We start from the raw sequence: 22735 nt of genomic DNA, 5'->3' as shown, positions 1-22735 counted from the left end.
ATCAGCAGGGCCCCCGGCTTCGGTCGGGGGCCCTGCTGCATGATGTGCCCATGCGTGCTGCCCGGCTCATCAAGATGGTGCTGCTGCTCCAGTCCCGGCCCGCCATGACGGCCGCCGAACTCGCCCGTGAGCTGGAGGTGTCGGAGCGGACGGTGACCCGGGACGCCCAGGCGCTGTCGGAGGCGGGTGTGCCGGTGTACGCGGACCGGGGCCGGGCCGGCGGGTACCGGCTGGTCGGCGGGTACCGGACGCGGCTGACCGGGCTGCACCGCGGCGAGGCGGAGGCGCTGTTCCTGTCCGGGGTGCCGGGGGCGCTGCGCGAGATGGGCCTGGAGGACGCCGCCTCGGCCGCTCAGCTGAAGGTGTCGGCGGCCCTGTTGCCGTCCCTGCGGGACGCCTCGAAGACGGCGGCGCAGCGGTTCCATCTGGACGCGCCGAACTGGTTCAACGAGCCGAGGACACCCGCGCTGCTGCCGGCCGTCGCCGACGCGGTGTGGGACGACCGGCGGGTCGTCGCCCGGTACCGGCGCGGGGAGGACGAGGTCGTCCGGGAGCTGGAGCCGTACGGGCTCGTGCTGAAGGCGGGCGTCTGGTACCTGTGCGCGCGGGTGGCCGGGGGCGGGTCCTTCCGGGTGTACCGGATCGACCGGTTCACGGCGGTGGACCCGGGCGAGGAGCGCTTCGCACGGGAGCCGGGGTTCGAGCTGCCCGCCTTCTGGGAGGAGCGGGCGGAGCAGTTCGCCCGGTCCATCCTGCGGGCGCGGGTGGTGGTGCGGCTGTCCCCCGACGGGGTGCGCAGGCTGCCGTACGCGCTCGACTCACTGTCCGCGCGGGAGGCTCTGGCGGACGCGGACGCTCCGGACGCCGACGGATGGGTGACGGTGGCGCTGCCGGTGGAGTCCGAGGAGGTCGCCCACACCCAGCTGACGGCGCTCGGCGCGGAGGTGGAGGTGCTGGCGCCCGAGATCCTGCGCGGGCGGTTCGCGGCGGACGCGCTGCGGCTGGCCGGGCTGTACCACCGCGCGGACGGCGCATAACGATCCCGCGCACTCCGGGTGCGCCCGTGTGTCCCAGGGCCGATGCTTGACCCGTGATGGACGAGACGGAGTTCTGGGAGCTGGTGGACGACTCTCGCGAGGCCGCCGAAGGCGACCCGGAGGAACAGGCCGACCTGCTCGTGGAGCGGCTCTCGCAGCTGGACCCGGACTCGGTCCTGGACTTCGCCCGTCACTTCGAGTCGCGCTACAACCGCGCCTACCGGTGGGACCTGTGGGGCGCCGCCTGGGTGCTGCTCGACGGGGCGAGCGACGACGCCTTCGACTTCTTCCGGTGCTGGCTGATCGGCCAGGGCCGCCATGTCTTCGAGGGCGCCGTGCACGAGCCGGACTCGCTCGCCGAGCTGCTGGGCGAGTTCGACGAGGAGATCGACGGCGACGGCGAGGAACTCGGCTACGCGGCGGACGAGGCCTACGAGCAGCTCACCGGCGTGGTCGCCCCGGATCTGGAGATCCCGCCGGCGCCCCCGGAGCCGGAGGGCACGTCGCTCGACTTCGAGAACGAGCGGCTCCTCGCCGAGCGCTATCCCCGGCTGTGGGAGCGCTTCAGGGGCTGACCGCCAGGGTCCGGGTGTCGCTCTTCACCGCGTGGTACAGCGGGGCCGCGTTGGCCTGGTCGAGGGCGGACGCGGTGGCCGCCGCCGGGCCCAGGACGACGGTCGCGGCCGCGCAGAGCACCGCCCAGGGGCCGCGCGTGGCCGTGATCCAGGTGTGCGGGTTCTTCGTACGGCCGTCGTTCATGGTCCCCACCTCCGGTCGGCTGCCTGTGTGGGTGACCGTAGGGCGCCGTGATCTGAGGACGCTGCGCGCCGGCTGTGGCCCTGCTGTGGGTCCTTGGGCCGGTGTTGCAGACGGGCCGCCAGCTCTCTGATCTCCGGCAGGCGGGCGTGCAGGGCGGCGCCGGGACAGCTGGTCATGTAGCCGTCGTTGTGGCCCGCGAGGGCGGGGAGTTTCGCGGAGGTGCCGGCCGCGTACCGGCTCAGGCCGTTGCTGGAGACCAGGCGGACGCTGGCCCGGGGGTCGGTGCCGGACAGGCCCAGTTTCCAGGCGGACAGCGCGGCGATGGCGTGGATCATGGCCTGCGGCACGGGCAGGCCTTCGGTGAAGGTACCGAGGGCGGCGATGCCCGTGGTGCCGTGGTTGAAGCCCTGGGTGTGGGCGCCGGTGACGGCACGCTCGACGCCGCCGGCGCGGCCCTCGTAGATGGTGCCGCAGCGGTCGACGACGAAGTTGTAGCCGATGTCGTCCCAGTCGCGGGTGCCGGTCTGGCCGGTGTACACGTCCCGGATGATGCGGGGCGCGTCGGCGCAGTCGTAGCCGTTGGGCGTGTCGGTGTGGTGGACGAACACGGCGCCGACCCGGTCGTCGTAGCGGGGGCGCGGCTGCCTGCGGGCGGCGTCGCCCAGCCAGTGCGCTCGGGGCACGATGTGCGGCCGGGGGGCGGTGTGGGGCTTGGCGGTGGGGCGGGCCGCAGCCGGCTCGGGGGCGCTGTCGGCGGCGTTCTCGACGCCGTAGGCGCACAGCACCAGTGCCACGGCGGCACTCAGGCCCGGCAGGCAGCCGAGGCCCACCCGGGCGGCGCGCGGCAGTCCGGCTATGCCGGGTGTCCTGGCGGCGCGGTGCCTGCGCGCACCCTGCCGTCTTCGGAAGACACGCATGTGCTCACTGTCGACCCGATCCGGTCCGTCCGCGATGTGTGATGTGCCACCCGGTGGAACCATCGTCACGGTCCGCGACGTTTTTCCAGGTGCACGGACGCGTGGCCGGTTCTGATCATCCACGCGCGTGTGACTGATCACCGGGCCCTCCCCCCACGTACTAAGGGGTTCCGAATGAAAGGCGGCGTGCGTGGACCTGCTCGACATCCTGCTGTTGCTGGTCGTCCTGGCCTATGCGGCGTCCGGGTACCGGCGCGGGCTGGTGGCCGGCTGTGTGTCACTGGCGGGCTTCGTGGGCGGCGCGGCCATCGGCGTGTGGGTCCTGCCGTGGGTGATGGACCTGGTGACGCCGGGCACGACGGGGGCGACGCTGACAGCGGTGTTCACGGTGCTGCTCCCGGCGGTGGTGGGGCACGAGCTGGCGGGACGCCTCGCGCTGCGGCTGCGGCGGGAGCTGGACAGAGGGCCGCTCAGAGTGGCGGACGGGATCGGCGGGGCCGTGGCCAACGCCGTCGCCGTGCTGATCGTGGCGTGGGTGGCCGCGAGCGTCCTGGGCGTGTCCTCGTCACCGCTGGTCACCTCGGCGATCCGGGACTCGCGGCTGCTCGACGCCGTGCAGCGGACGATGCCGGAGACCACCCCGGACTGGTTCTCGGGGGCCACCTCCGCGCTGACCCAGGCGGGCTTCCCGCAGGTCTTCAACCCGTTCGAGAACGAGTCGACCGCCGAGGTCGCCGCACCCTCCGGTGACAGCGTCACCGCGGCCGCCACCGACGCCGCCAAGCGGAGCACGGTGAAGGTCGAGGGCGTGGCAGGCACCCAGGGCCGCGAGGGCAGCGGGTTCGTGTACTCCCGGGAGCACGTGATGACCAACGCCCATGTGGTGGCCGGCATCGACGAGCCGACCGTGCAGATCGGCGGGGTCGGGCGGACGTACGAGGCGCGGGTGGTGCTCTTCGACTCGCAGAAGGACGTGGCCGTGCTGTACGTGCCGGGTCTCAGGGCGCCGGTGCTGCGGTTCGACGACGCGGCGGAGCGCGGCGACTCGGCGGTCGTCGCGGGCTATCCGCAGGACGGCGACCTGAACCTCCAGGGGGCGACGGTCGCGAACCGCGTGCGGGCGACGGGCCAGAACATCTACAACGACGGGACGGTCACCCGCGAGATCTACTCGATCCGCTCCACCGTCCGCCCCGGCAACTCCGGCGGCCCGCTCCTCACCACCGACGGCCGGGTCTACGGCGTGGTCTTCGCCCGCTCCACCTCGGACGCCGAGACCGGTTACGTCCTGACGGCGGCCGAGGTCGCCGCCGACGCGCGCCGGGCGGCGGACGCGACGGCTCCGGTGGACACGGGCGAGCTGGCCGCGTCGTAGGGCCGGCTCAGAGGGTGTGCCCCATCAGTACGTCGTCGACGTACGTCCCGTCGAGCAGGAACTCCTCGGGCAGGATCCCCTCCACCACGAACCCCTCGGACTCGTAGAGCCCCCGGGCCGGAAGGTTGTGGGCGAGGACGCGCAGGGTGAGGCGGCGGGCGCCGCGCCGGCGGGCCTCGTCGACGGCGGCGCGGACCAGCGCCCGCCCGACGCCCCGGCCGCGCGCGTGTTCGCCGACGGCCAGGCCCTGGATCTGGCGGACGTGCCGGTTGGCGTCGACCGGGGTGGGGAAGCCGAGGTGGACATAGCCCGCGAGGAGGTCGCCGACCTCGGCGACGAGGCAGTCCTCGGGCGCGTGCCGCTCGTTGAAGAAGGGCGGGTACGGCGGCTGGGGCTCGGGCATCACGGCGTGCAGGGGCGACCAGGCGGCGCGGTCGAGCCGCCCGAGCTCCTCCCCGTCGTCGGGCCGTGCGGGTCGTATGTGCGGAGTCGGCATGGCGGTCACGTTATGTCGGCGAGGCCGGTTCCCGACGAGGCTTTTACGGGCGCGACCGGCAAGATTGAGCCATGCGACGCATCGCGGTGACCGGCGCCTCCGGTCTGATCGGCAGCGCTCTGGTGCGGTCCCTGACCGCGGACGGGCACGAGGTGGTGCGCCTGGTGCGCCATGAGCGCCGGGCGGCGGACGAGGTCCGCTGGGACCCGGAGGGCGGGCGGGTGGACGCGGCCGGGCTCGCCGGGTGCCACGGGGTGGTGAACCTGGCGGGGGCCGGGGTCGGCGACCGCCGCTGGACGGACGCCTACAAGCGGCGGATCCGCGACAGCCGGGTGAACGGCACGGCGGCGCTCGCCGAGGCCGTCGCCTCGCTGGACGAGAAGGACCGGCCGCGGGTCTTCGTGAACGGCAGCGCCATGGGCTACTACGGCGAGACCGGGGACCGGGCCGTCGACGAGAGCGCTCCGGCGGGTGAGGGCTTCCTGCCCTCGCTGTGCGTGGAGTGGGAGGGCGCCACGGCACCGGCCCAGGAGGCCGGTGTGCGCACGGTGTTCACGCGGACCGGCCTGGTGGTGTCCCGCGAGGGCGGTGCGTGGGGGCGGCTGTTCCCGCTGTTCCAGGCGGGACTGGGCGGGCGGATGGGCGACGGGCGGCAGTACTGGTCGTTCATCGCGCTGCACGACGAGGTCGCCGCGATCCGGCATCTCATCGAGACCGACGGTCTGTCCGGGCCGTTCAACCTCACCGCCCCGAATCCTCTGACGAACCGTGAGATCGTCGCGGCGATGGGACGCGTGCTGCGCCGCCCGACGCTTTTCGCCGTGCCCGCGCCCGTCCTGCGGAGCGTGCTCGGCGAGATGGCCGGGGACGTGCTCGGCAGCGCCCGGGTGCTGCCGACACGGCTGCTGGAGTCGGGCTTCCGGTTCGCCTTCCCGGAGATCGAGGGGGCGATCCGGGCGGCTCTGTGACGGGTCCGGTACGGGTCCCGGCCGTTCCGCGACAGCTCCTCGAGTCACCCACAAGCAGTCTGCGACCACTTCATGCCCACAAGGCATCCGTATGCGACCGCCGTGCGACCGTGCCCTGTTGATGCGCGACCCCATTTGACCGATCACAGCCCTACCCTCGACCAGAACTCGCGTATCCCTGCGGCCTGTTGAGGGCATGACGTCTCCAGCGCCCGCGCAACCTCGAGGAGGGGCACGTGCTTGAGCCCGCGTACCAGGCGGACGTGGTCGTCGTGGGGGCCGGGGTCGCCGGACTCTCGGCCGCGAACCGGCTCACCCGCGCAGGAGTGACGACCATGGTCCTGGAGGCCGCCCACGGCGTCGGCGGCCGCATGGCGACGGAGAAGGTCGACGGCTTCCGGCTCGACAGGATCGGCCAGTTGCTGTCCACCGCGTATCCGGAACTACAGCGGACACCAGGCCTGGGCGGGCTGGTACTGCGCCCCTTCGCGCCCGGTGTCCTGCTGCACGGCGACGGACGCCACCATCGCGCGGGCGTCCAGCCGGGCGCGGGGGGCGCGCGGGGCGCACTCCACGCGGTGCGCGCCCTGGCGAGCGCTCCCCGGTCGCCCGTCGCACCCAGGCCGCCCAGGAGGCCGGTGGCGGTACCGGGCCGACAGGTCTCCGTGCCCCGGAGCCGGTCCGGCGCCCCGCTCGGCACGGCCGTCGACCAGGCCCGGCTGGGTGCCGCCCTCACCCGGCTGGCGAGCACCCCGGCCGAACGGCTGCTGGCCCGCCCGGAGCGGCCCGCCGGTGAGGCCCTGGCGGCGCGCGGGCTGCCCGCCCGTACGATCGACGGCTTCCTGCGTCCGCTGCTCGCCGCCCTGCTGTGCGACCCGGACCTGACCACGTCCAGCCGGTGCGCCGACCTGGCGCTGCGGGCTTTCGCGAGCGGCCGGCTCTGTGTGCCGGAGGGCGGCGCCGAGGCCCTGCCGGAGCAGCTGGCCCGCACGCTGCCGCCGGGCACCGTGCACACCGGCGTGCGCGTCACCTCCGTCTCCACGACCTCGGTGACCACCGCCGAGCACGGCGAGATCCGCTGCCGGGCGGTGCTGGTGGCGACCGATGCCCGGGCCGCCGCCGAGCTGCTGCCCGGGCTGCGGGTGCCGGAGTTCCACCCGGTGACCGTGGTGCATCACACGACCGACGAGCCGCCGGAGACGGGGGCGTCGCTGCTGCTCGACGCGGATCTCGGCGGGCCCGTCGCGCATACGGCGGTGGTGAGTCATGTCGATCCGTCCCGGGCGCCGGCCGGGCGGGCGCTGGTGTCCTCGACGGTGCTGGGGCGGGCGCCGGGGGATGTCGACACGGCGGTGCGGATGCACTTGGCGCGGTTGTACGGGATGCCGACGGCTCGGTGGGAGACGCTGGCCGTGCACCGGACGGTGGAGGCTGTGCCGGCGATGCGGCCGCCGCATGATCTGCGGCGGCCGGTGCGGTTGATCGCCGGGCTGTATGTGTGTGGGGATCACCGGGATACCAGTACGGTCCAGGGGGCTTTGCACTCTGGACATCGGGCTTCGGCGGCGATTTTGGCGGACTTGGGGGCGGGGCGGTCGATGCATGTTGCCGATCCGCTGCCGACTGTTCCTCGGGCTGCATAGGTGATTCGTCGGCTGCGGGTGCGCGGGGGTTGTTCGCGCAGTTCCCCGCGCCCCTAAAGAAGGGCCGCTACCTTGTCGCGGTAGCTCCGCACCGGGGCCGCGTCCCTATAGGGCTCCAGCCTTCGTTCGAAGTCTCTGACATACTCCACCGCCCTCACCGAGCGCATCTCGGCGGCCTGGCCCGCCGCCTCCGCTCCCAGCTGGCAGGCCTGGTCGAGTTCGCCCAGGCCCAGGCGTGCGGTGGCCAGGACGACGCGGCAGAAGAGGCGGCTGCGGGCGTAGGAGGGGGCGCGTAGTTGCAGGGAGCGTTCCGCGTGCTGGGCTGCGGCGCGGAACTGCTGCAGGTCGCGGTGGCAGTGGCCGAACTCGTCGGCGAGCTGGGCCTCGTCGAAGAACTTCGCCCAGTGCGGTACGTCGTCCCCGGGCCGGGCCGTCTCCAGGGCGCGCTCGGCGCGGACCAGGGCCGCGGTGCAGGCCCGGACCTCGCCGAGCACCCCGTGCCCACGCGCCTCGGAGGCGTGCAGCAGCGTCTGCACGACGGGCGGGGCCGAGGTGCCGACGCCCTGCTGTGCCACGCGGGCGAGCTGCACGGCCTCCCGCCCGTGCCCGAGGTAGACGGCCTGCCGGCTCATGGTGACCAGCACATACGCCCCGTACGTCCGGTCCCCGGCCGCCTGGGCGAGCCGGAGCGCCTGCACGAAGTAGCGCTGGGCGAGTCCGTGCGCGGCGATGTCGTACGACGTCCAGCCCGCGAGCCGGGTCAGGTCGGCGGCGGCGGCGAACAGCCGGCGGCCGGTCTGCTCGCCGTAGGTGCCGCGCAGCATCGGCTCGCACTCGTGCTCCAGATAGCGCACCAGGGCCTGGCGGGCGTGACCGCCGCCGTAGGCGTCGTCGAGGGTGCGGAACAGCTCGCCCACCGAGCGCAGGGCGGCGATGTCGCCGCCGGTCACCTTCTGGCCGGGGCCGCGCTCGGCCTGGCCGCGCTGGCGGGGCAGGGACGGTACGCCCGGGCCGTCCATCGCCGGGAGCCGGACGGGGACGCGGCCCTGCGCCGGGATGCGGGCGGCGGGCGGCTCGCCCCGGGCGACCTTCTCGTCGGCCCGCCCGATCAGCCAGTCCCGGCTCGGCACGACGAGCCCGGCCGGGGTGAAGGCGATCTTGCGCAGCTCGGCGTGGCTGCCGGAGTCCTTGCGCCACAGCCCGCTGACGATGTCGACGGCCTCCTCGGGGGCGGCCGCGAACTCCAGCCCCGCGTAGACGGGGGCGCAGGCGTCCAGGCCGAGGTCCTGGGCGGTGAGGCGGCGGCCCAGGCGCCGGGTGAAGACCTCGGCGATGAGCGCGGGCGTGGTGCCGCGGGGCTGCTGGCCGCGCAGCCACCGGGTGACGGAGGTCTTGTCGTATCTCAAGTCGAGCCCGTGTTCGAGACCGAGCTGGTCCACGCGACGGGCGAGTCCCGCGTTGGAGAACCCCGCTTCTGCGATGAGCGCGGCGAGCTGTCGGTTGGGGGTGCGCTGCGCGGGTCGTTCCGTCATGGTGCGGTGCGGTCTCCTGCCTTCCGGTGTCGGTGCGGTGCCGGATTGCGTGTGAGCAGGCCTTTTGGCTTGCTGGACGGCGCGAATGTAGCGGAGAGTAAGCACCCCATCACACATTTTGGCGGACATTCATCCGATCGTGTGAGGATTGGCCCCGGGACTGACGTGTGCGGGCCGGACGTACAGTGGCTTGGGCGCGATACGTGTCTGACACACCTGTCCGAGGGAGGCGCTTGCCGTGAGTGGGTTGCGGTTCGTCCGCATGGGGTTCGGTGACGAGGCCGTCGAGTACCAGGAGGCCTGGGACGAGCAGCGCCGGGTGCACGCGGCGCGGTTCGCCGACGAGATCTCCGACACGGTCCTGCTCCTGGAGCACCCCCCGGTCTACACCGCGGGCCGGCGCACGGCGGACAACGAGCGGCCCCTGGACGGCACGCCGGTCGTCGACGTGGACCGCGGCGGCAAGATCACCTGGCACGGCCCCGGCCAGCTGGTGGGCTACCCGATCCAGAAGCTTCCCCGCCCGGTGGACGTCGTGGCGCACGTACGCCGCCTCGAAGAGGCCCTGATCCTCACCTGCGCGGAGTTCGGCCTGGAGACCACCCGGATCGAGGGCCGCAGCGGCGTGTGGGTCCTGGGCGACCCGGTCGAGCAGCGCCCCGCGCTCGGCGGGCTGGCCCTGGACTTCGACCCGCGGCTGCACGACGAGGAGTTCGACCCGCGCCTGGACGGCCCGGAGTACGCCCCGTCCAACGCGGGCCAGCGCCGCGAGGACCGCAAGATCGCCGCGATCGGCATCCGCGTGGCCAAGGGCGTCACCATGCACGGCTTCGCGCTCAACGTGAACCCCGACAACAAGTGGTTCGACCGGATCATCCCCTGCGGCATCCGCGACGCGGGCGTCGCGTCCCTGGCGAACGAACTCGGCCGCGACGTGACGATCGCCGACACGCTGCCGGTCGTCGAGCGGCATCTGAGGGACGTACTGGAGAACGCGGACCTGAAGCCGCGGGAGATCGAGAAGACGCCGGCGGCATAAATCGGCCCGCGCAGGAGCTAGAGGGGCTAGCACCCACGCAGGCTTTCAAATCAACGGGCGTACCCTAGAGGGCGCCGAAGAATCAATCGCTAGGGAGCCGGTCGTGTCCGCAGTCGCACCCGACGGACGCAAGATGCTGCGCCTGGAGGTCCGCAACAGCCAGACCCCCATCGAGCGCAAGCCCGAGTGGATCAAGACCCGGGCGAAAATGGGTCCCGAGTACACCAAGATGCAGAACCTCGTGAAGAGCGAGGGCCTGCACACGGTCTGCCAGGAAGCCGGCTGCCCCAACATCTACGAGTGCTGGGAGGACCGCGAGGCGACCTTCCTCATCGGCGGCGACCAGTGCACCCGGCGCTGCGACTTCTGCCAGATCGACACCGGCAAGCCCGAGGCGCTCGACCGCGACGAGCCGCGCCGGGTCGGTGAGTCCGTGGTCACGATGGACCTGAACTACGCCACGATCACCGGCGTCGCCCGCGACGACCTGGAGGACGGCGGCGCCTGGCTCTACGCCGAGACGGTCCGCCAGATCCACCAGCAGACGGCGGGCCGCGAGGAGGGCCGGACGAAGGTCGAGCTGCTCGCGCCCGACTTCAACGCCGTCCCGGAGCAGCTGGCGGAGGTCTTCTCCTCCCGCCCCGAGGTCTTCGCACACAACGTCGAGACGGTCCCGCGCATCTTCAAGCGCATCCGCCCCGGCTTCCGCTACGAGCGCTCCCTGAAGGTCATCACCGAGGCCCGCGACTACGGCCTCGTCACCAAGTCGAACCTGATCCTCGGCATGGGCGAGACCCGCGAGGAGGTCAGCGACGCGCTCAAGCAGCTGCACGACGCGGGCTGCGAGCTGGTCACCATCACGCAGTACCTGCGGCCCTCAGTGCGCCACCACCCCGTGGAGCGCTGGGTGAAGCCCCACGAGTTCGTGGAACTGCAGCAGGAGGCCGAGCAGATCGGCTTCTCCGGTGTGATGTCCGGCCCGCTGGTGCGCTCCTCGTACCGCGCGGGACGGCTCTTCAAGATGGCCATGGAGCAGCGGGACGCGCGCATCGCGGCCCAGGCCGTCTGACGCATCGTCACCACCCCCGCCCACCACAGGGCGGGACAAGCGTGTGAATTCCCGCACAAGACGCTACTCACCAGTAGCGGCCGATTCGACGCGGTCCTGACCGTCCTCGCAGATGAGGGCACATGTCAGGACCGCGTCGGCGTTTCACCAGTCCCCACCGGGGCTTCATGGGTGTTTGACCGGCCGGTCACGCCCTGGTAACACCAATCAGTGACGCTGAACTCACAGCACGTACACCCATACCGAGGGGGGACCTCACCCATGCAGGCCGCGCCGGTCCGCGCCACCGCGATTCCGTCCTTCACCACCGCACTGCGTGCCGTCGAGTCGCTGCTGATGAGCAGCGGTCACCGCACCGCCCGCCGCAACGCGTGGACCTCCGTGCTGGAGGACCGCCGTCGCGCCAAGGACCGCGTCGAGACGCAGCGCGTCCTCGACCAGTCCGTTTCCCGGTCCGTCTCCGTCCGCCCCTGAGGCCGGGCCCTCCCCCATGGGCCCCCGCGGGCACTGCCGTCGTCGGCGCTTGTGGGGCCACGTAGACTTCGTGGCATGGCGAGGAAGGAACCTGCAGCGGACGCTGCGAACTCCGGGCGACTGAAGCAGATCGCTCTGACCTACAAGATGACCCGCAGGGCCGACAAGAAGATCGGTCTTGTACTCGCGGCAGTCGGCATCGTCACCTTCGGTGTCTTCCTCGCGATCGGTTTCTTGATCGGTCACCCCATCTATCTCGGCATCCTGGGCCTCCTGCTCGCCTTCCTCGCGTCGGCGATCGTGTTCGGGCGCCGGGCCGAGCGAGCGGCCTTCGGGCAGATGGAGGGACAGCCCGGCGCCGCGGCGGCGGTGCTCGACAACGTCGGCCGGGGCTGGACGACGACCCCCGCGGTGGCGATGAACCGCAGCCAGGACGTGGTGCACCGCGCGGTCGGCAAGGCCGGCATCGTCCTGGTGGCCGAGGGCAACCCGAACCGGGTGAAGTCCCTCCTCGCCGCCGAGAAGAAGAAGATGAACCGCATCGTCGCGGACGTGCCCGTGCACGACCTGGTGGTGGGCACGGGCGAGGGCCAGGTCGACCTGAAGAAGCTGCGGACGACCATGCTGAAGCTGCCGCGCGTGCTGACCGGACCGCAGGTCACGGCCACGAACGACCGGCTGCGCGCCCTCGGCGACCTGATGAGCAACATGCCGCTGCCGAAGGGGCCCATGCCGAAGGGCATGAAGCTGCCGAAGGGCGGGCCGAAGGCCCGCTGACACTCCTCACACGCTGACGACGAAGGGGCGCCCGGATCACCGGGCGCCCCTTCGTCGTCAGTGAAAGGACCAGCGAGAGGTCCTCGGGTCGCTAGATGCGGACCTCGACCGTGCCCGCCAGCCGGTCGTGCAGACCGCGGCCGTCGCGGTCCCAGATCAGGGCGGGGATCGCGAGGAAGAGCAGGACCGTGCGCAGGAGGGTGCGCCAGGGGCTGACGCGGCCGGTGTCCAGGGCGAGCACCCGCAGGCCGAGGAGCCGCTTGCCCGGGGTGAAGCCGACCGTGCCGACCGTGAGCACCATGAGGGCGAACAGGATGAGCGGCGCCCAGATCTGGGCCGCTTCGTTGTAGCTCTGCGTGATGAGACCGTATGCGATCAGGAGACTCAGACCCCAGTCCACGGCGAGGGCGCCGAGCCGGCGCCCCGGACGGGCGATCGAGCCGGGTCCCTCCTCGGGCAGACCGAGCTGCTCGCCCCGGTATCCGAAGTCGACACCGGCCTCTTCCGCGGCCGCGCGGGGCCCGGAAAGCCACGATCCGAGTGCTTGCCTGTTGTCCACCCGTCCACGGTACTGCGCCCGTAAATGACCAGGGCACGGCGGGGTGTGGTCGGGCTACGGTGGAGGGTGAGCCGGTTAACTTGTGCGAAACAAATGAGTCACGCCAGAGAAATCACCCGTCCCTAGGGTCTACGTCAGCGTGTGCCACCCGCACTGGCAGCACGAACGAACTACCACCCCGGCGGGACGGTCGGGAGTAGGAGGAGCTGGATGTTCCAGAACGCCGACGAGGCCAAGAAGTTCATCGCGGACGAGGACGTCAAGTTCATCGACGTCCGCTTCTGTGACCTGCCGGGCGTGATGCAGCACTTCACGATCCCCGCATCGGCCTTCGACCCGGCCGAGGAGCTCGCCTTCGACGGCTCCTCCATCCGCGGCTTCCAGGCCATTCACGAGTCCGACATGGCGCTCCGCGCCGACCTGTCCACCGCGCGCGTCGACCCGTTCCGCCGCGACAAGACGGTCAACATCAACTTCTTCATCCACGACCCGATCACGGGTGAGCAGTACTCCCGTGACCCGCGCAACGTGGCGAAGAAGGCCGAGGCCTACCTCGCCTCCACCGGGATCGCCGACACGGCGTACTTCGGTCCGGAGGCCGAGTTCTACGTCTTCGACAGCGTCCGCTTCGCGACCAGCGCGAACGAGTCCTTCTACCACATCGACTCCGAGGCCGGCGCCTGGAACACCGGTGCCGTCGAGAACAACCGTGGTTACAAGGTCCGCTACAAGGGCGGCTACTTCCCGGTCCCGCCGGTCGACCACTTCGCCGACCTGCGTGCCCAGATCTCCCTGGAGCTGGACCGGGCCGGCCTTCAGGTCGAGCGCCAGCACCACGAGGTGGGCACCGCCGGCCAGGCCGAGATCAACTACAAGTTCAACACGCTGCTCGCCGCGGCCGACGACCTGCAGCTCTTCAAGTACATCGTGAAGAACGTGGCGTGGCAGAACGGCAAGACGGCGACCTTCATGCCGAAGCCGATCTTCGGTGACAACGGCTCGGGCATGCACGTCCACCAGTCGCTGTGGACGGGCGGCCAGCCGCTCTTCTACGACGAGGCCGGATACGCGGGCCTGTCGGACACCGCCCGTTACTACATCGGCGGCATCCTCAAGCACGCCCCGTCGCTGCTGGCCTTCACCAACCCGACGGTGAACTCGTACCACCGCCTGGTGCCGGGCTTCGAGGCGCCGGTCAACCTCGTGTACTCGCAGCGCAACCGCTCCGCGGCCATGCGTATCCCGATCACGGGCTCGAACCCGAAGGCCAAGCGCGTCGAGTTCCGCGCGCCCGACTCCTCCGGCAACCCGTACCTGGCCTTCTCGGCGCTGCTCCTCGCGGGCCTGGACGGCATCAAGAACAAGATCGAGCCGGCCGAGCCGATCGACAAGGACCTCTACGAGCTCGCCCCCGAGGAGCACGCGGGCGTCCCGCAGGTCCCGACCTCCCTCCCGGCCGTCCTCGACCGCCTGGAGGCCGACCACGAGTTCCTGCTCGCGGGCGACGTCTTCACGCCGGACCTGATCGAGACGTGGATCGACTACAAGCGCGCCAACGAGATCGCGCCGCTGCAGCTGCGTCCGCACCCGCACGAGTTCGAGCTGTACTTCGACGTGTGATCGACGCCTGATCGAGGCATCACGCCGCGCCCCCGCCGCCGTACCGGCAGCGGGGGCGCGGTCGTATGTTCTATTCTGCTGACAGGACCACACGGGGGTGGAGTGGGCATGTCGGAGCACGAACAGGACGGCCAGGAGCGCGAGTTCGACCTCAGATGGGCGGACGACGCCGAGCACAAGGAGCCCTCGGCCCGGGCCCGTATGCTCGCCGCGCGCTGGAAGCACAACCCTCCCGGCCCCGTGCCGTTCCGCCCCGACCCCGACCACCGCTCACGCGGCCGCCGCTCACGCTCCCGCTCCCCCCACCGCTCGTCGTGGATCTCCACGGCCGTGGTGTTCGGCTGTGTGGCGGCGGTGATCGTGCTGCTGGGGTACATCAACTTCCGGACGCCGTAGCGGAGCGTGCGCCGAGAGGGCCGGCCAGGCGGCTGCTAGCGTCCCCGGGCGTGGACGACAGTGTGTATGTGGGCAACGCGGGCAAGGACGCCGCGCTGGACCGTGGGTGGATCCTCGGGCACTTCAAGGACGTCGGGGACCCCCGGCGCAGCGAGGCCGTGGAGATCAAGTGGGGGGTTCATCCCCGGGGTGACGAGCGGGCCGAGTGGGTGCGGGGTGAGGAGCGGACCGCGTTGCTGGTGCTGATCAGCGGGCGGTTCCGGGTGGAGCTTCCCGGGCGCGGTGTGCTGCTGGAGCGGCAGGGGGACTACGTCGTGTGGGGGCGCGGGGTCGATCACGCCTGGGTCGCGGAGGAGGAGTCGGTGGTGCTGACCGTTCGGTGGCCGTCCGTGCCGGGGTACGCGGTGGACGCGGGCGGCTGACGCCTTTGCCTGTCCTGGGGGTGATCACGACCCGTTCATGGGCGGGGCCGGGTGCACACTGGCAGTGGGACGAGTGCCTGACTGCGGGGTGATGCAGATGCACAGCCGCTTCCGGAGCGACCGGCGGTTGACCACCCGTATGGGGATCACGCTGTTCCTGCTCGGGTTGTTGTACGTGGGGTTCGTCGCGGCGTTGATCGTGCTGCTGAAGTCCTGGGTGCTGGTCGTGGTGGTCGCGGCGGGGCTGCTGGGGGCTCAGTACTGGTTCTCGGACCGGATCGCGCTGTACGCCATGCGCGGGCGGGTCGTGGAGCGGGAGGAGTTTCCCGGGCTGCACGGGGTCGTGGACCGGCTGTGTGCCATCGCGGACATGCCCAAGCCGGTGGTGGCCGTGTCCGAGATGGACATGCCGAACGCGTTCGCGACCGGGCGGAACCCCGACCACGCCGTGGTCTGTGTGACGACCGGGCTGCTGCGGCGGCTGGAGCCGGCCGAGCTGGAGGGCGTCCTCGCACACGAGCTGTCGCATGTGGCGCACAAGGACGTCGCCGTGATCACGGTCGCGTCCTTTCTGGGGGTGATCGCGGGGTTGATCGTGCGATTCGCCTTCTACTCGCAGCTGTTCGGCGGGGCCAGGAGGGACCAGAACACGGCCGCGGTCTTCGCCGCGGTGATGGGGGTGGCCGCCGCCGTGTACGCGATCAGCTTCCTGCTGATCCGGGCCCTGTCCCGGTACCGGGAACTGGCCGCCGACCGGGCCGCCGCGCTGCTCACCGGCCGGCCCTCGGCGCTCGCCTCCGCCCTCACCAAGGTCTCCGGCGACATCGCCCGCATCCCGACGAAGGACCTGCGCACGGCCCAGGCCTTCAACGCCTTCTACTTCACCCCGGCGCTGGGCCGCGAGCCCGGTGTCGCGCGGCTCTTCTCGACCCACCCGAGCCTGGAGCAGCGTCTCGACCAACTGGGCCGGATCTCCGCCGAGCTGGGCGAGGCGGCGGCACCCGGAGGGGTGTGAGCGGGGCATGGGGCTGCTGGACATCCTGCTCGGCCGGACCAAGCCGGTCGTGGCGGATCTCGACCGGCTGTTCGCGCTGCCGTCGGCGGCCGTGACCCTGGAGGCCGCGGCGGGCTTCACCCCGACCGGGCAGGGCGCGGTGTGCTTCGCCACGGTCGAGGGCGCGGCCTTCGAGCAGAGCCACCGCGAGGTACAGGCCCTGCTGGACGCCGACACCGACCGCGACGGCCCACCGGTGGAACTGCGGCAGGACGACTACGGCTACTCCTGGCTGGTCTCGCACCGCGCCCCCGACCAGCTGCACGCGCTCGTGAACGACCTGCACGCCGTGAACAGCCAGATGGAGGTCAACGGCTTCGGCCCGCAACTGCTCTGCTCCCTGGCCGGGTTCCAGGACCGGGCCGGGCGGCGGCTCGCGCTGGTCTACCTCTACAAGCGCGGCACCTTCTACCCGTTCGCGCCCCTGCCGGGCGGCGAGGCGCAGCGGCGCGACAACGCGCTGGAGCTCCAGGTGCGCTCGGCGCTCGCGGACGATCTGCGGATCGAACAGGACCTGAGCCGCTGGTTCCCGGTATGGGGAGCGCCCGGTCTGTGACCGCCCGCCGGGTCCTGCCGGCCGACCTGGAGCGGGCGGCACCGCCTGTGTGGCCGTAGAGCCGTGGCCAAAACCCGAGGGAAGCAGTTGAACAGCTGTTGGCCGACATTCCGGCCGCGAGCTACGCTGCGCTGGCTCCGCCCGGTTGATGCCGGTGGCTACGAAGGCGGTCGGATCCCCTGGACCGTGCCCGCATGACTCGAGTCTTGTCCCGGACTGTCAGGAAGGCAAGCGACCATGAAGCGATCGACTCGTGTGAAGGCGTTAGCGGCACTCTCGGCGGCGGCGGCGTGCCTCGCGGTGGCGCCGACGGCCTCGGCCACGCCCGCCAGGACTGCCGCGCCCACCTGCGTCACCGACAGTGCGACGAAGGCCTTCGGCCGTGGCGAGATCAGCATCTGCATCGAGAACGGCCGGGCGCGTGTGACCGGATGGGTGGAGGACCTGAAGCCGGGCGGTTGGGTGGATGGGGATTGCGTGGCCTGGTACATGACCTGGAAAACCGCCGCCGGAGACGAATTCAGTTTCGCGCCCGTGGCCTGCGGGCATGCGGGGGGCGCATACGTGGCCTTCGACTACGACCCGTCGGACTGGTCCGAGGGCCCGCAGGGCATCACGGGTGTGAAGAACGTGGCGTTGGGCGTGTTCAGCGCCTGACAAAGGCTGACACGAAGGGGTGGATCGACGCCGATGCCCCTTTCCGGGGCGGGAGTTGACCGTTCGGTCCGGTGTGGGGACAACGCCCTGCATCGGGTCGGATGAGCCTTCTCGCAAGAAGAACAGGTGAGCCGGAGTTGGTCCCTTTCACGCACACCCTCGACGGTGAACGACTCAGCGGGCTGTACGCCGGTGCCGGTGCGTCGGCGAGGACGACCGCCGTGGTCCTGCACGGCGCGGGCAACGGCAGCAAGGAGCGGCTGGTGCCGCTGCTGTCGGAGTTCGCCGCGCACGGCTGCCATGCCCTCGCCTTCGACTTCTCGGGCCACGGGGAGAGCACCGGCCTGCTTCGGGAGCTGAGCCTGCGCCGCCGTTTCGAGCAGGCCGTGTCCGTGATCGACGCGCACGTGCACGGGGACGGGCCGCTGGTTCTGGTCGGGTTCAGCATGAGCGGTCAGACGGTGGCCGATCTCGCCCGGCACTACGGGGACCGGGTGGCGGCCCTGGGGCTGTGCGCGCCCGCGGTGTACGCGGCCGAGGCGTGGGACGTGCCCTTCGGGCAGGGCGACGGGCGGTTCAGCGAGATCATCCGGCGGCCCGGTGGTTGGCGTGAGTCGCCCGCGCTCGACGCGTTGCGGGCGTACGAGGGGCGGGCGGTGCTCGCGGTGCCGGGCACGGACGAGGTCATCCCGCCCGCCGTGACGGAGGCCGTCTCGGAGGCGCTGGCCCGGCGCGCCCAGTTCACCCACTGGGAACTCCCCGAGGCTCAGCACCGGTTGGGCCTGTGGTTCCGGGACCGTCCCGACGACCGGCGGGCGTTCGTCGCCGCCCTGCTGACCGGGCTCGGCGAGCAGGGCTGGACGGCGACCCGGGCGTGGGTGGCCAAGCAGCTCCCGGAGGGCCGTACAGTCGACAAGTCGTCTTTCCTGACCGGTGGTTGGAGCGCCCAGATGCGGCGGCTCACCCTCGACGACGGCACCTCACTCGCCCTGCGGACCTTCGTGAAGCCCTTCTTCCGGCGGCACGCCCCCGGGCTGCTGGCCCGCGAGGCGGACGTGCTCACGCTGCTGGCCGGGCAGGAGGGTGTGCCGGCCCCCGAGCTGATCGGTGCGGACGCGACCGCCGAGCACTGTGACCATCCGTCCCTGTTGATGTCCGTGCTGCCGGGGCGGGTCCGGGTCGACGAGGAGGACCTCGACGCTCGCGTGGAGCTGCTCGCGGCTCAACTGGCCGGGATCCACCGGGTCGTCCCCGGGGAGCGTCCGCGCGCCTACCAGGCGTGGACGTCGCCGGAGGGCGTCCCGCCGGGGTGGGAGCGGGCCGTGGACGTCATCCGCCGCGATCCCCCGCCGTACGAGGGCTGCTTCCTGCACCGGGACTTCCACCCCGGGAACGTGCTGTTCACGGGCTCGGGGGCCGGTCTGCGGATCGGCGGTGTCGTCGACTGGGTGGAGACCTCGTGGGGGCCCGCCGACCTGGACGTCGCCCACTGCTCGACGGCGCTGGCGCTGCTGCACGGCCCGGAGTACGGCCTCGGATTCCGGGAGCGCTACGAGGCGCACGGCGGCCGGCGCCTGGCCGACGGCCCGGACCATCTGTACTGGCGGCTGCTCGACGCCCTGGCCTACGTCCCCGACGCGGCGAAGCTGGCGGTCCCCTGGCGGGAGCTGGGGCGGACGGACCTGACGCCTGAGGTGCTGGCAGGGCGGCTGGAGGCTTACGTGACGAGGCTGCTGGAGCGGTACACCTGAAGCCCCGGGGCCTCAGGCCCGTACGTAGACACCCGCGCGTGCCGCGGTCGCGGCGGCCTCGGCGGCCCGGTCGGCCGTGGCGCCGTCGAGCCGGCCGCCGCTGATCAGCAGGTGGTAGTAGAGCGGGGCGGAGACGGCACGGATCACCTCATGCGTGTCGGTGCCCTCGGGCACCTCGCCCCGGTCGACGGCCTGCCGCACACAGGGAGCCCATTCCCGGACGCGGATGTCGTAGAAGCGCCGTAGCGCCGCGGCCGTCCTGGGATCGCCGGTGGCGGCGGCGATGAGCGCCTTGAACAGCGGCCCCTGGCGGGGGTCCGTCAAGGTGCGCTGCACCAGCCGGGCGTTGGCCGTGAGGTCGCCGAGGAGCGAGCCGGTCTCGGTGCGGGGCGCGGACTGCTCGGCCATGTCCAGCAGGAGGTCGGCCACCAGCCCGGTGACCGTCGCCCAGCGGCGGTAGACGGTCGTCTTGCCGACTCCGGCGCGGCGGGCGATGTCGGCCAGGTCCAGGCCGGTGAAGCCCTGCTCGGTCAGGGCGTCCTCGGCCGCCCGCAGCACCGCTTCCCGTACCCGTGCCGTGCGCCCTCCCGGCCGTAGGGTCCCCGGCTCGCCTCCGTCAGCCATAACGGCACTCCTGTTCCATTAAGCGGTTCGCCCTGCTACCTTAGTGACCACTAACGGAACCATAGACCCGTTAAATACCCTGGAGGGGTCACGATGGAATACAGGCGACTGGGCGCGTCCGGACTCATGGTTCCCGCGCTGAGCCTCGGAGCCGGCACCTTCGGCGGGCGGGGCCCGCTGTTCGGCGCGTGGGGCACGACCGACGCGCAGGAGGCGCGCCGCCTGGTGGACATCTGCCTGGACGCCGGGATCACCATGTTCGACACCGCCGACGTCTACTCCGCCGGCGCCTCCGAGGAGGTTCTGGGGCAGGCGATCAAGGGCCGCCGGGACCAGGTGATCGTCTCCACCAAGACCGGCCTGCCGACGGGGGACGGACCGGGCGACGCGGGTTCCTCCCGCTCCCGGCTGATCACCGCCTGCGAGGACGCCCTGCGCAGGCTGGGCACCGATTACATCGACCTGTTCCAGCTCCACGCCTTCGACGCCGGGACGCCGGTCGAAGAGGTGCTGGCCGCGCTCGACACGCTCGTCCAGGCGGGCAAGGTGCGCTACACGGGCGTCTCCAACTTCTCCGGCTGGCAGGTGATGAAGTCCCTCGCGACCGCCGAGAGATACGGCCGTCCGCGCCATGTGGCCCACCAGGTGTACTACTCCCTCATCGGCCGGGACTACGAGTGGGAGCTCATGCCGCTCGCCCTCGACCAGGGCCTCGGCGCGATCGTCTGGAGTCCGCTCGGCTGGGGGCGCCTCACCGGCAAGGTCCGCCGCGGGGCACCACTCCCGGCCGGCAGCCGGCTGCACCGCACCGCCGACCAGGGCCCGCCCGTCGCCGACCAGCACCTCTACGCCGTGGTCGACGCGCTGGACGAGATCGCGGAGGAGACGGGCAAGGCCGTGCCGCAGATCGCCCTCAACTGGCTGCTCCAGCGGCCGACGGTGTCCTCCGTCCTCATCGGCGCCCGTGACGAGCGGCAACTGCGCCAGAACCTCGGCGCCGTCGGCTGGAGCCTGACCCCCGGGCAGCTGGCGAGGCTCGACGCGGCGAGCCACCGCCCGGCGCCGTACCCCTACTTCCCCTACGAACGCCAGGAGGGCTTCGCCCGGCTGAACCCGCCGGTGTTCCCCGCGCCGGGAACACCGGCGGGACAGCTTCAGCGCGCGTAGCGCATGAACGCCCGCACCATGTGGCACGTCGTCTCCGACGGCGGGTGGACGCCGATCTGCTCGGCCGCAGCGCGGATCGTCTCGTTGCGGGCCTGGTTCGGCATGTAGACGCCGGAGTCGAGCAGGGCGATGGCGAGGCGCATCGCCTTAAGGCGACGGTTGTGCGTGACATACCACTCGCGCGGCCGGCCCGGCGGCAGCGGCCGCTTCTCCACGGGCGCGTACGGCAGGTCGAGCAGGACGGGACGCTTCGCGGTGGACTGGGTGGGCAACGGCTTCGACTTCAGAGCGGCAGCGGGCACAGGCATCCTCCTGTCGCGACGGGCGCTCACCGGAGTCCTCTGCGACCCCGGCGCCACCCTCGAACACTGCTTATATTCTACCGCCGGGCACTGACAACGGGGAGTCCGCCAAGCACAGCAAAAGCCCAGGTGAGCAAGGAAATTGGCGCTACGTCACAGCAGGTCCGCGAGGGGCGCCTGAGGTCGGCTGAAAATCGAACAACGGCGGCAGCGCGTACCGTGGGCGCATGGAGATCTGGATCAATCCGGCCTGTTCGAAGTGCCGTAGCGCCCTGACGCTGCTCGACGCCGAGGGAGCCGACTACACCGTCCGCCGCTACCTGGAGGACGTGCCGAGCGAGGACGAGATCCGTGGCGTTCTCACGCGCCTCAGGCTCGAACCCTGGGACATCACCCGCACCGGGGAGGCGGCCGCCAAGGAGCTCGGGCTCAAGGAGTGGCCGCGGGACGCCGGTTCGCGCGACCGGTGGGTCAAGGCGCTCGCCGAGCACCCGAAGCTGATCCAGCGCCCGATCATCACCGCGGAGGACGGCACGGCCGTGGTGGGCCGGACGGACGAGGCCGTGCGGGACGCACTGTCGCGCTGACCACCTCTCTTTTCGCATGTGGCGCAGGTCACTTCACTGACTCCTGTAACCGCTGAGTAACTTCGTTCGGTATCTCGTACATAGCGGCGTACGCTCCCCTACCTCTTCAGGAGGCGCGCATGTCGCGTAGGAGAACTCTCGGTCCGAAGAAGAAGATCGCGCTGCTGGTGAGCGCGGTGACCGTGGCGGGAGGCGGGGCCTTCGTCATGGCGAGCACGTCGAACGCCACGCCGCCGGCCACGAACACCAAGTCGGCGGCGGAGTCGACGGCCTGCCTGGGACTCGCCACCGCGCTCGGCAACAACGAGAAGTTCATCGCCGACCAGCAGGCCAACCCCGACGCGCAGTCGGAAGCCCGGATCGCCAACCGCGAGGCGGTCATCGAGGAGATCAAGCGGAAGCAGGAGGCGTCGGGGTGCACGGTTGGGGAGTCGGCTCAGGACTCCCAGGCCGCGCAGCCGTCGCAGCCCGCGCAGGGCGGTGAGCAGGCCGGCGGTGAGCAGGCCGGCGGCGGTCAGGACGCAGCCGAGGGTGGCGCCGAGGCCTCGCAGCCGGCGGAGCCCGCGGAGTCGGCTCCGGCGGAAGACGCCGGCGGTGGCGCCGCGGCCTCCGGGCAGCAGGTGTGCAACGGCTCCACGGTCACGCTCTCCGGCGAGGGCGGTGCGCCCGCCGCGTCCAGCAACCAGTTCCCGGTGGGCACGCAGCTGAAGGTCACCAACCTGGACAACAACAAGTCCACGACGGTGGAGGTCACTTCGGCCTCCGGCAGCTGTGCACTGCTCAACAACGCGGCCTTCGAACAGGTGCGTGAGCCCGGCAAGTTCCTGATCCGCCGGGCCGTGATCGAGAAGGTGGGGTGATGCCGGACGGCCGAACGGGTCACTGAGGCGGCGGCCAACCCCTCGGCCGCCCCCTCGGTACGTGTCACCGGTCCTGCTGCTCCCGGCCAGGAGC

26 protein-coding genes are annotated in these 22735 nt (G+C 71.7%); 19 read left to right on the top strand and 7 right to left on the bottom strand.

Translation table 11 applies throughout. The features are described from left to right. The first annotated feature begins 50 nt into the window (after window positions 1-50). Together ACZ6I3_RS02580 and ACZ6I3_RS02575 are read left to right on the top strand one after the other, a co-directional pair. A complete protein-coding gene (locus ACZ6I3_RS02580) occupies window positions 51-1037 on the top strand; it encodes a helix-turn-helix transcriptional regulator (RefSeq protein ID WP_469411013.1) in 987 nt (328 codons plus the stop codon). 53 nt (window positions 1038-1090) lie between these two features. Continuing rightward, on the top strand, window positions 1091-1612 hold the full coding sequence (locus ACZ6I3_RS02575; protein WP_382841116.1) for a DUF4240 domain-containing protein: 522 nt from the start codon (window positions 1091-1093) through the stop codon (window positions 1610-1612). Here ACZ6I3_RS02575 and ACZ6I3_RS02570 read toward each other — a convergent pair. Further along, complete coding sequence (locus ACZ6I3_RS02570) at window positions 1602-1796, bottom strand: hypothetical protein (RefSeq protein WP_469411012.1); 195 nt, start codon at window positions 1794-1796, stop codon at window positions 1602-1604. The genes ACZ6I3_RS02575 and ACZ6I3_RS02570 overlap by 11 nt on opposite strands. Then, window positions 1793-2713, bottom strand: coding sequence for a peptidoglycan recognition protein family protein (locus ACZ6I3_RS02565; protein WP_469411011.1), 921 nt, complete (start codon window positions 2711-2713; stop codon window positions 1793-1795). Before ACZ6I3_RS02565 ends, ACZ6I3_RS02570 begins: the two co-directional genes overlap by 4 nt. A 190-nt stretch (window positions 2714-2903) precedes the next feature. On the opposite strand from ACZ6I3_RS02565, the gene ACZ6I3_RS02560 reads away from it, so the two are divergent. Beyond that, window positions 2904-4088, top strand: a complete 1185-nt coding sequence (locus ACZ6I3_RS02560) for a MarP family serine protease (RefSeq protein WP_469411010.1) — start codon at window positions 2904-2906, stop codon at window positions 4086-4088. Window positions 4089-4095: 7 nt separating this feature from the next. On the opposite strand, the gene ACZ6I3_RS02555 is transcribed toward ACZ6I3_RS02560, so the two are convergent. Beyond that, on the bottom strand, window positions 4096-4584 hold the full coding sequence (locus ACZ6I3_RS02555) for a GNAT family N-acetyltransferase (RefSeq protein ID WP_469411009.1): 489 nt from the start codon (window positions 4582-4584) through the stop codon (window positions 4096-4098). A gap of 71 nt (window positions 4585-4655) precedes the next feature. Between ACZ6I3_RS02555 and ACZ6I3_RS02550 the strand changes: the two genes are divergently transcribed. Then, entirely contained in the window at window positions 4656-5552 is an 897-nt protein-coding gene (locus ACZ6I3_RS02550; protein ID WP_469411008.1) for a TIGR01777 family oxidoreductase, read from the top strand. 236 nt (window positions 5553-5788) lie between these two features. Further along, the gene (locus ACZ6I3_RS02545; protein WP_469411007.1) at window positions 5789-7195 is read left to right on the top strand and encodes an NAD(P)/FAD-dependent oxidoreductase; all 1407 of its coding nucleotides are present in this window, start codon (window positions 5789-5791) and stop codon (window positions 7193-7195) included. A 53-nt stretch (window positions 7196-7248) separates the two neighbouring features. On the opposite strand, the gene ACZ6I3_RS02540 is transcribed toward ACZ6I3_RS02545, so the two are convergent. Then, complete coding sequence (locus ACZ6I3_RS02540) at window positions 7249-8727, bottom strand: regulator (RefSeq protein WP_469411006.1); 1479 nt, start codon at window positions 8725-8727, stop codon at window positions 7249-7251. Window positions 8728-8965: 238 nt separating this feature from the next. On the opposite strand from ACZ6I3_RS02540, the gene lipB reads away from it, so the two are divergent. The 4 genes from lipB (at window position 8966) to ACZ6I3_RS02520 (ending at window position 12086) form a co-directional block, all read left to right on the top strand. After that, window positions 8966-9766, top strand: a complete 801-nt coding sequence (gene lipB, locus ACZ6I3_RS02535; RefSeq protein WP_469411005.1) for a lipoyl(octanoyl) transferase LipB — start codon at window positions 8966-8968, stop codon at window positions 9764-9766. 103 nt (window positions 9767-9869) lie between these two features. Further along, window positions 9870-10835, top strand: coding sequence for a lipoyl synthase (gene lipA / locus ACZ6I3_RS02530; RefSeq protein ID WP_469411004.1), 966 nt, complete (start codon window positions 9870-9872; stop codon window positions 10833-10835). 261 nt (window positions 10836-11096) lie between these two features. After that, window positions 11097-11309 carry an SCO2195 family GlnR-regulated protein gene (locus tag ACZ6I3_RS02525; protein ID WP_469411003.1) on the top strand — a complete coding sequence of 71 codons (213 nt, stop codon included), beginning with the start codon at window positions 11097-11099 and terminating at the stop codon, window positions 11307-11309. 75 nt (window positions 11310-11384) lie between these two features. Beyond that, window positions 11385-12086, top strand: coding sequence for a DUF4191 domain-containing protein (locus ACZ6I3_RS02520; protein ID WP_469411002.1), 702 nt, complete (start codon window positions 11385-11387; stop codon window positions 12084-12086). A gap of 91 nt (window positions 12087-12177) precedes the next feature. Here ACZ6I3_RS02520 and ACZ6I3_RS02515 read toward each other — a convergent pair whose 3' ends face one another. Beyond that, on the bottom strand, window positions 12178-12645 hold the full coding sequence (locus ACZ6I3_RS02515) for an RDD family protein (protein WP_184596315.1): 468 nt from the start codon (window positions 12643-12645) through the stop codon (window positions 12178-12180). Window positions 12646-12855: 210 nt separating this feature from the next. Here ACZ6I3_RS02515 and glnA point away from each other — a divergent pair, with 210 nt between their 5' ends. The 7 genes from glnA (at window position 12856) to ACZ6I3_RS02480 (ending at window position 19101) form a co-directional block, all read left to right on the top strand. Further along, a complete protein-coding gene (glnA, locus tag ACZ6I3_RS02510) occupies window positions 12856-14265 on the top strand; it encodes a type I glutamate--ammonia ligase (protein WP_376647837.1) in 1410 nt (469 codons plus the stop codon). A gap of 108 nt (window positions 14266-14373) precedes the next feature. Then, entirely contained in the window at window positions 14374-14661 is a 288-nt protein-coding gene (locus ACZ6I3_RS02505) for an SCO2583/SCO2584 N-terminal domain-containing protein (protein ID WP_469411001.1), read from the top strand. A gap of 50 nt (window positions 14662-14711) precedes the next feature. Continuing rightward, window positions 14712-15083 (top strand): cupin domain-containing protein, encoded by a 372-nt coding sequence (locus ACZ6I3_RS02500; protein WP_469411000.1) that lies wholly within the window; start codon window positions 14712-14714, stop codon window positions 15081-15083. A 97-nt stretch (window positions 15084-15180) separates the two neighbouring features. Continuing rightward, entirely contained in the window at window positions 15181-16098 is a 918-nt protein-coding gene (gene htpX, locus ACZ6I3_RS02495; RefSeq protein ID WP_469410999.1) for a zinc metalloprotease HtpX, read from the top strand. Between the two features lie 7 nt (window positions 16099-16105). Next, a complete protein-coding gene (gene pspAB / locus ACZ6I3_RS02490) occupies window positions 16106-16693 on the top strand; it encodes a PspA-associated protein PspAB (RefSeq protein ID WP_469410998.1) in 588 nt (195 codons plus the stop codon). 237 nt (window positions 16694-16930) lie between these two features. Then, entirely contained in the window at window positions 16931-17350 is a 420-nt protein-coding gene (locus tag ACZ6I3_RS02485) for a hypothetical protein (RefSeq protein WP_469410997.1), read from the top strand. A gap of 101 nt (window positions 17351-17451) precedes the next feature. Further along, window positions 17452-19101: an alpha/beta fold hydrolase gene (locus ACZ6I3_RS02480; RefSeq protein ID WP_469410996.1), complete on the top strand. Its 1650-nt coding sequence runs from the start codon at window positions 17452-17454 to the stop codon at window positions 19099-19101. A 12-nt stretch (window positions 19102-19113) separates the two neighbouring features. Here the strand turns inward: ACZ6I3_RS02480 and ACZ6I3_RS02475 are convergent, their stop codons facing one another. Next, window positions 19114-19725 (bottom strand): TetR/AcrR family transcriptional regulator, encoded by a 612-nt coding sequence (locus ACZ6I3_RS02475; RefSeq protein WP_469410995.1) that lies wholly within the window; start codon window positions 19723-19725, stop codon window positions 19114-19116. A gap of 93 nt (window positions 19726-19818) precedes the next feature. Between ACZ6I3_RS02475 and ACZ6I3_RS02470 the strand changes: the two genes are divergently transcribed. Next, on the top strand, window positions 19819-20892 hold the full coding sequence (locus tag ACZ6I3_RS02470) for an aldo/keto reductase (protein ID WP_469410994.1): 1074 nt from the start codon (window positions 19819-19821) through the stop codon (window positions 20890-20892). Here the strand turns inward: ACZ6I3_RS02470 and ACZ6I3_RS02465 are convergent. Further along, window positions 20880-21194 carry a hypothetical protein gene (locus ACZ6I3_RS02465; protein WP_469410993.1) on the bottom strand — a complete coding sequence of 105 codons (315 nt, stop codon included), beginning with the start codon at window positions 21192-21194 and terminating at the stop codon, window positions 20880-20882. The two genes, ACZ6I3_RS02470 and ACZ6I3_RS02465, sit on opposite strands and share 13 nt — an antisense overlap. A gap of 227 nt (window positions 21195-21421) precedes the next feature. Here ACZ6I3_RS02465 and ACZ6I3_RS02460 point away from each other — a divergent pair, with 227 nt between their 5' ends. Both ACZ6I3_RS02460 and ACZ6I3_RS02455 read left to right on the top strand, forming a co-directional pair. Next, window positions 21422-21781, top strand: coding sequence for an arsenate reductase family protein (locus ACZ6I3_RS02460; protein WP_469410992.1), 360 nt, complete (start codon window positions 21422-21424; stop codon window positions 21779-21781). Between the two features lie 119 nt (window positions 21782-21900). Next, window positions 21901-22641, top strand: a complete 741-nt coding sequence (locus ACZ6I3_RS02455) for an RlpA-like double-psi beta-barrel domain-containing protein (RefSeq protein ID WP_469410991.1) — start codon at window positions 21901-21903, stop codon at window positions 22639-22641. Window positions 22642-22735 lie beyond the last annotated feature (94 nt).

It is taken from the genome of Streptomyces sp. NPDC041940, from assembly GCF_055589465.1.
Note: the sequence above shows the minus strand (reverse complement) of the source record. Positions and strands in the feature narration are given on the sequence as shown.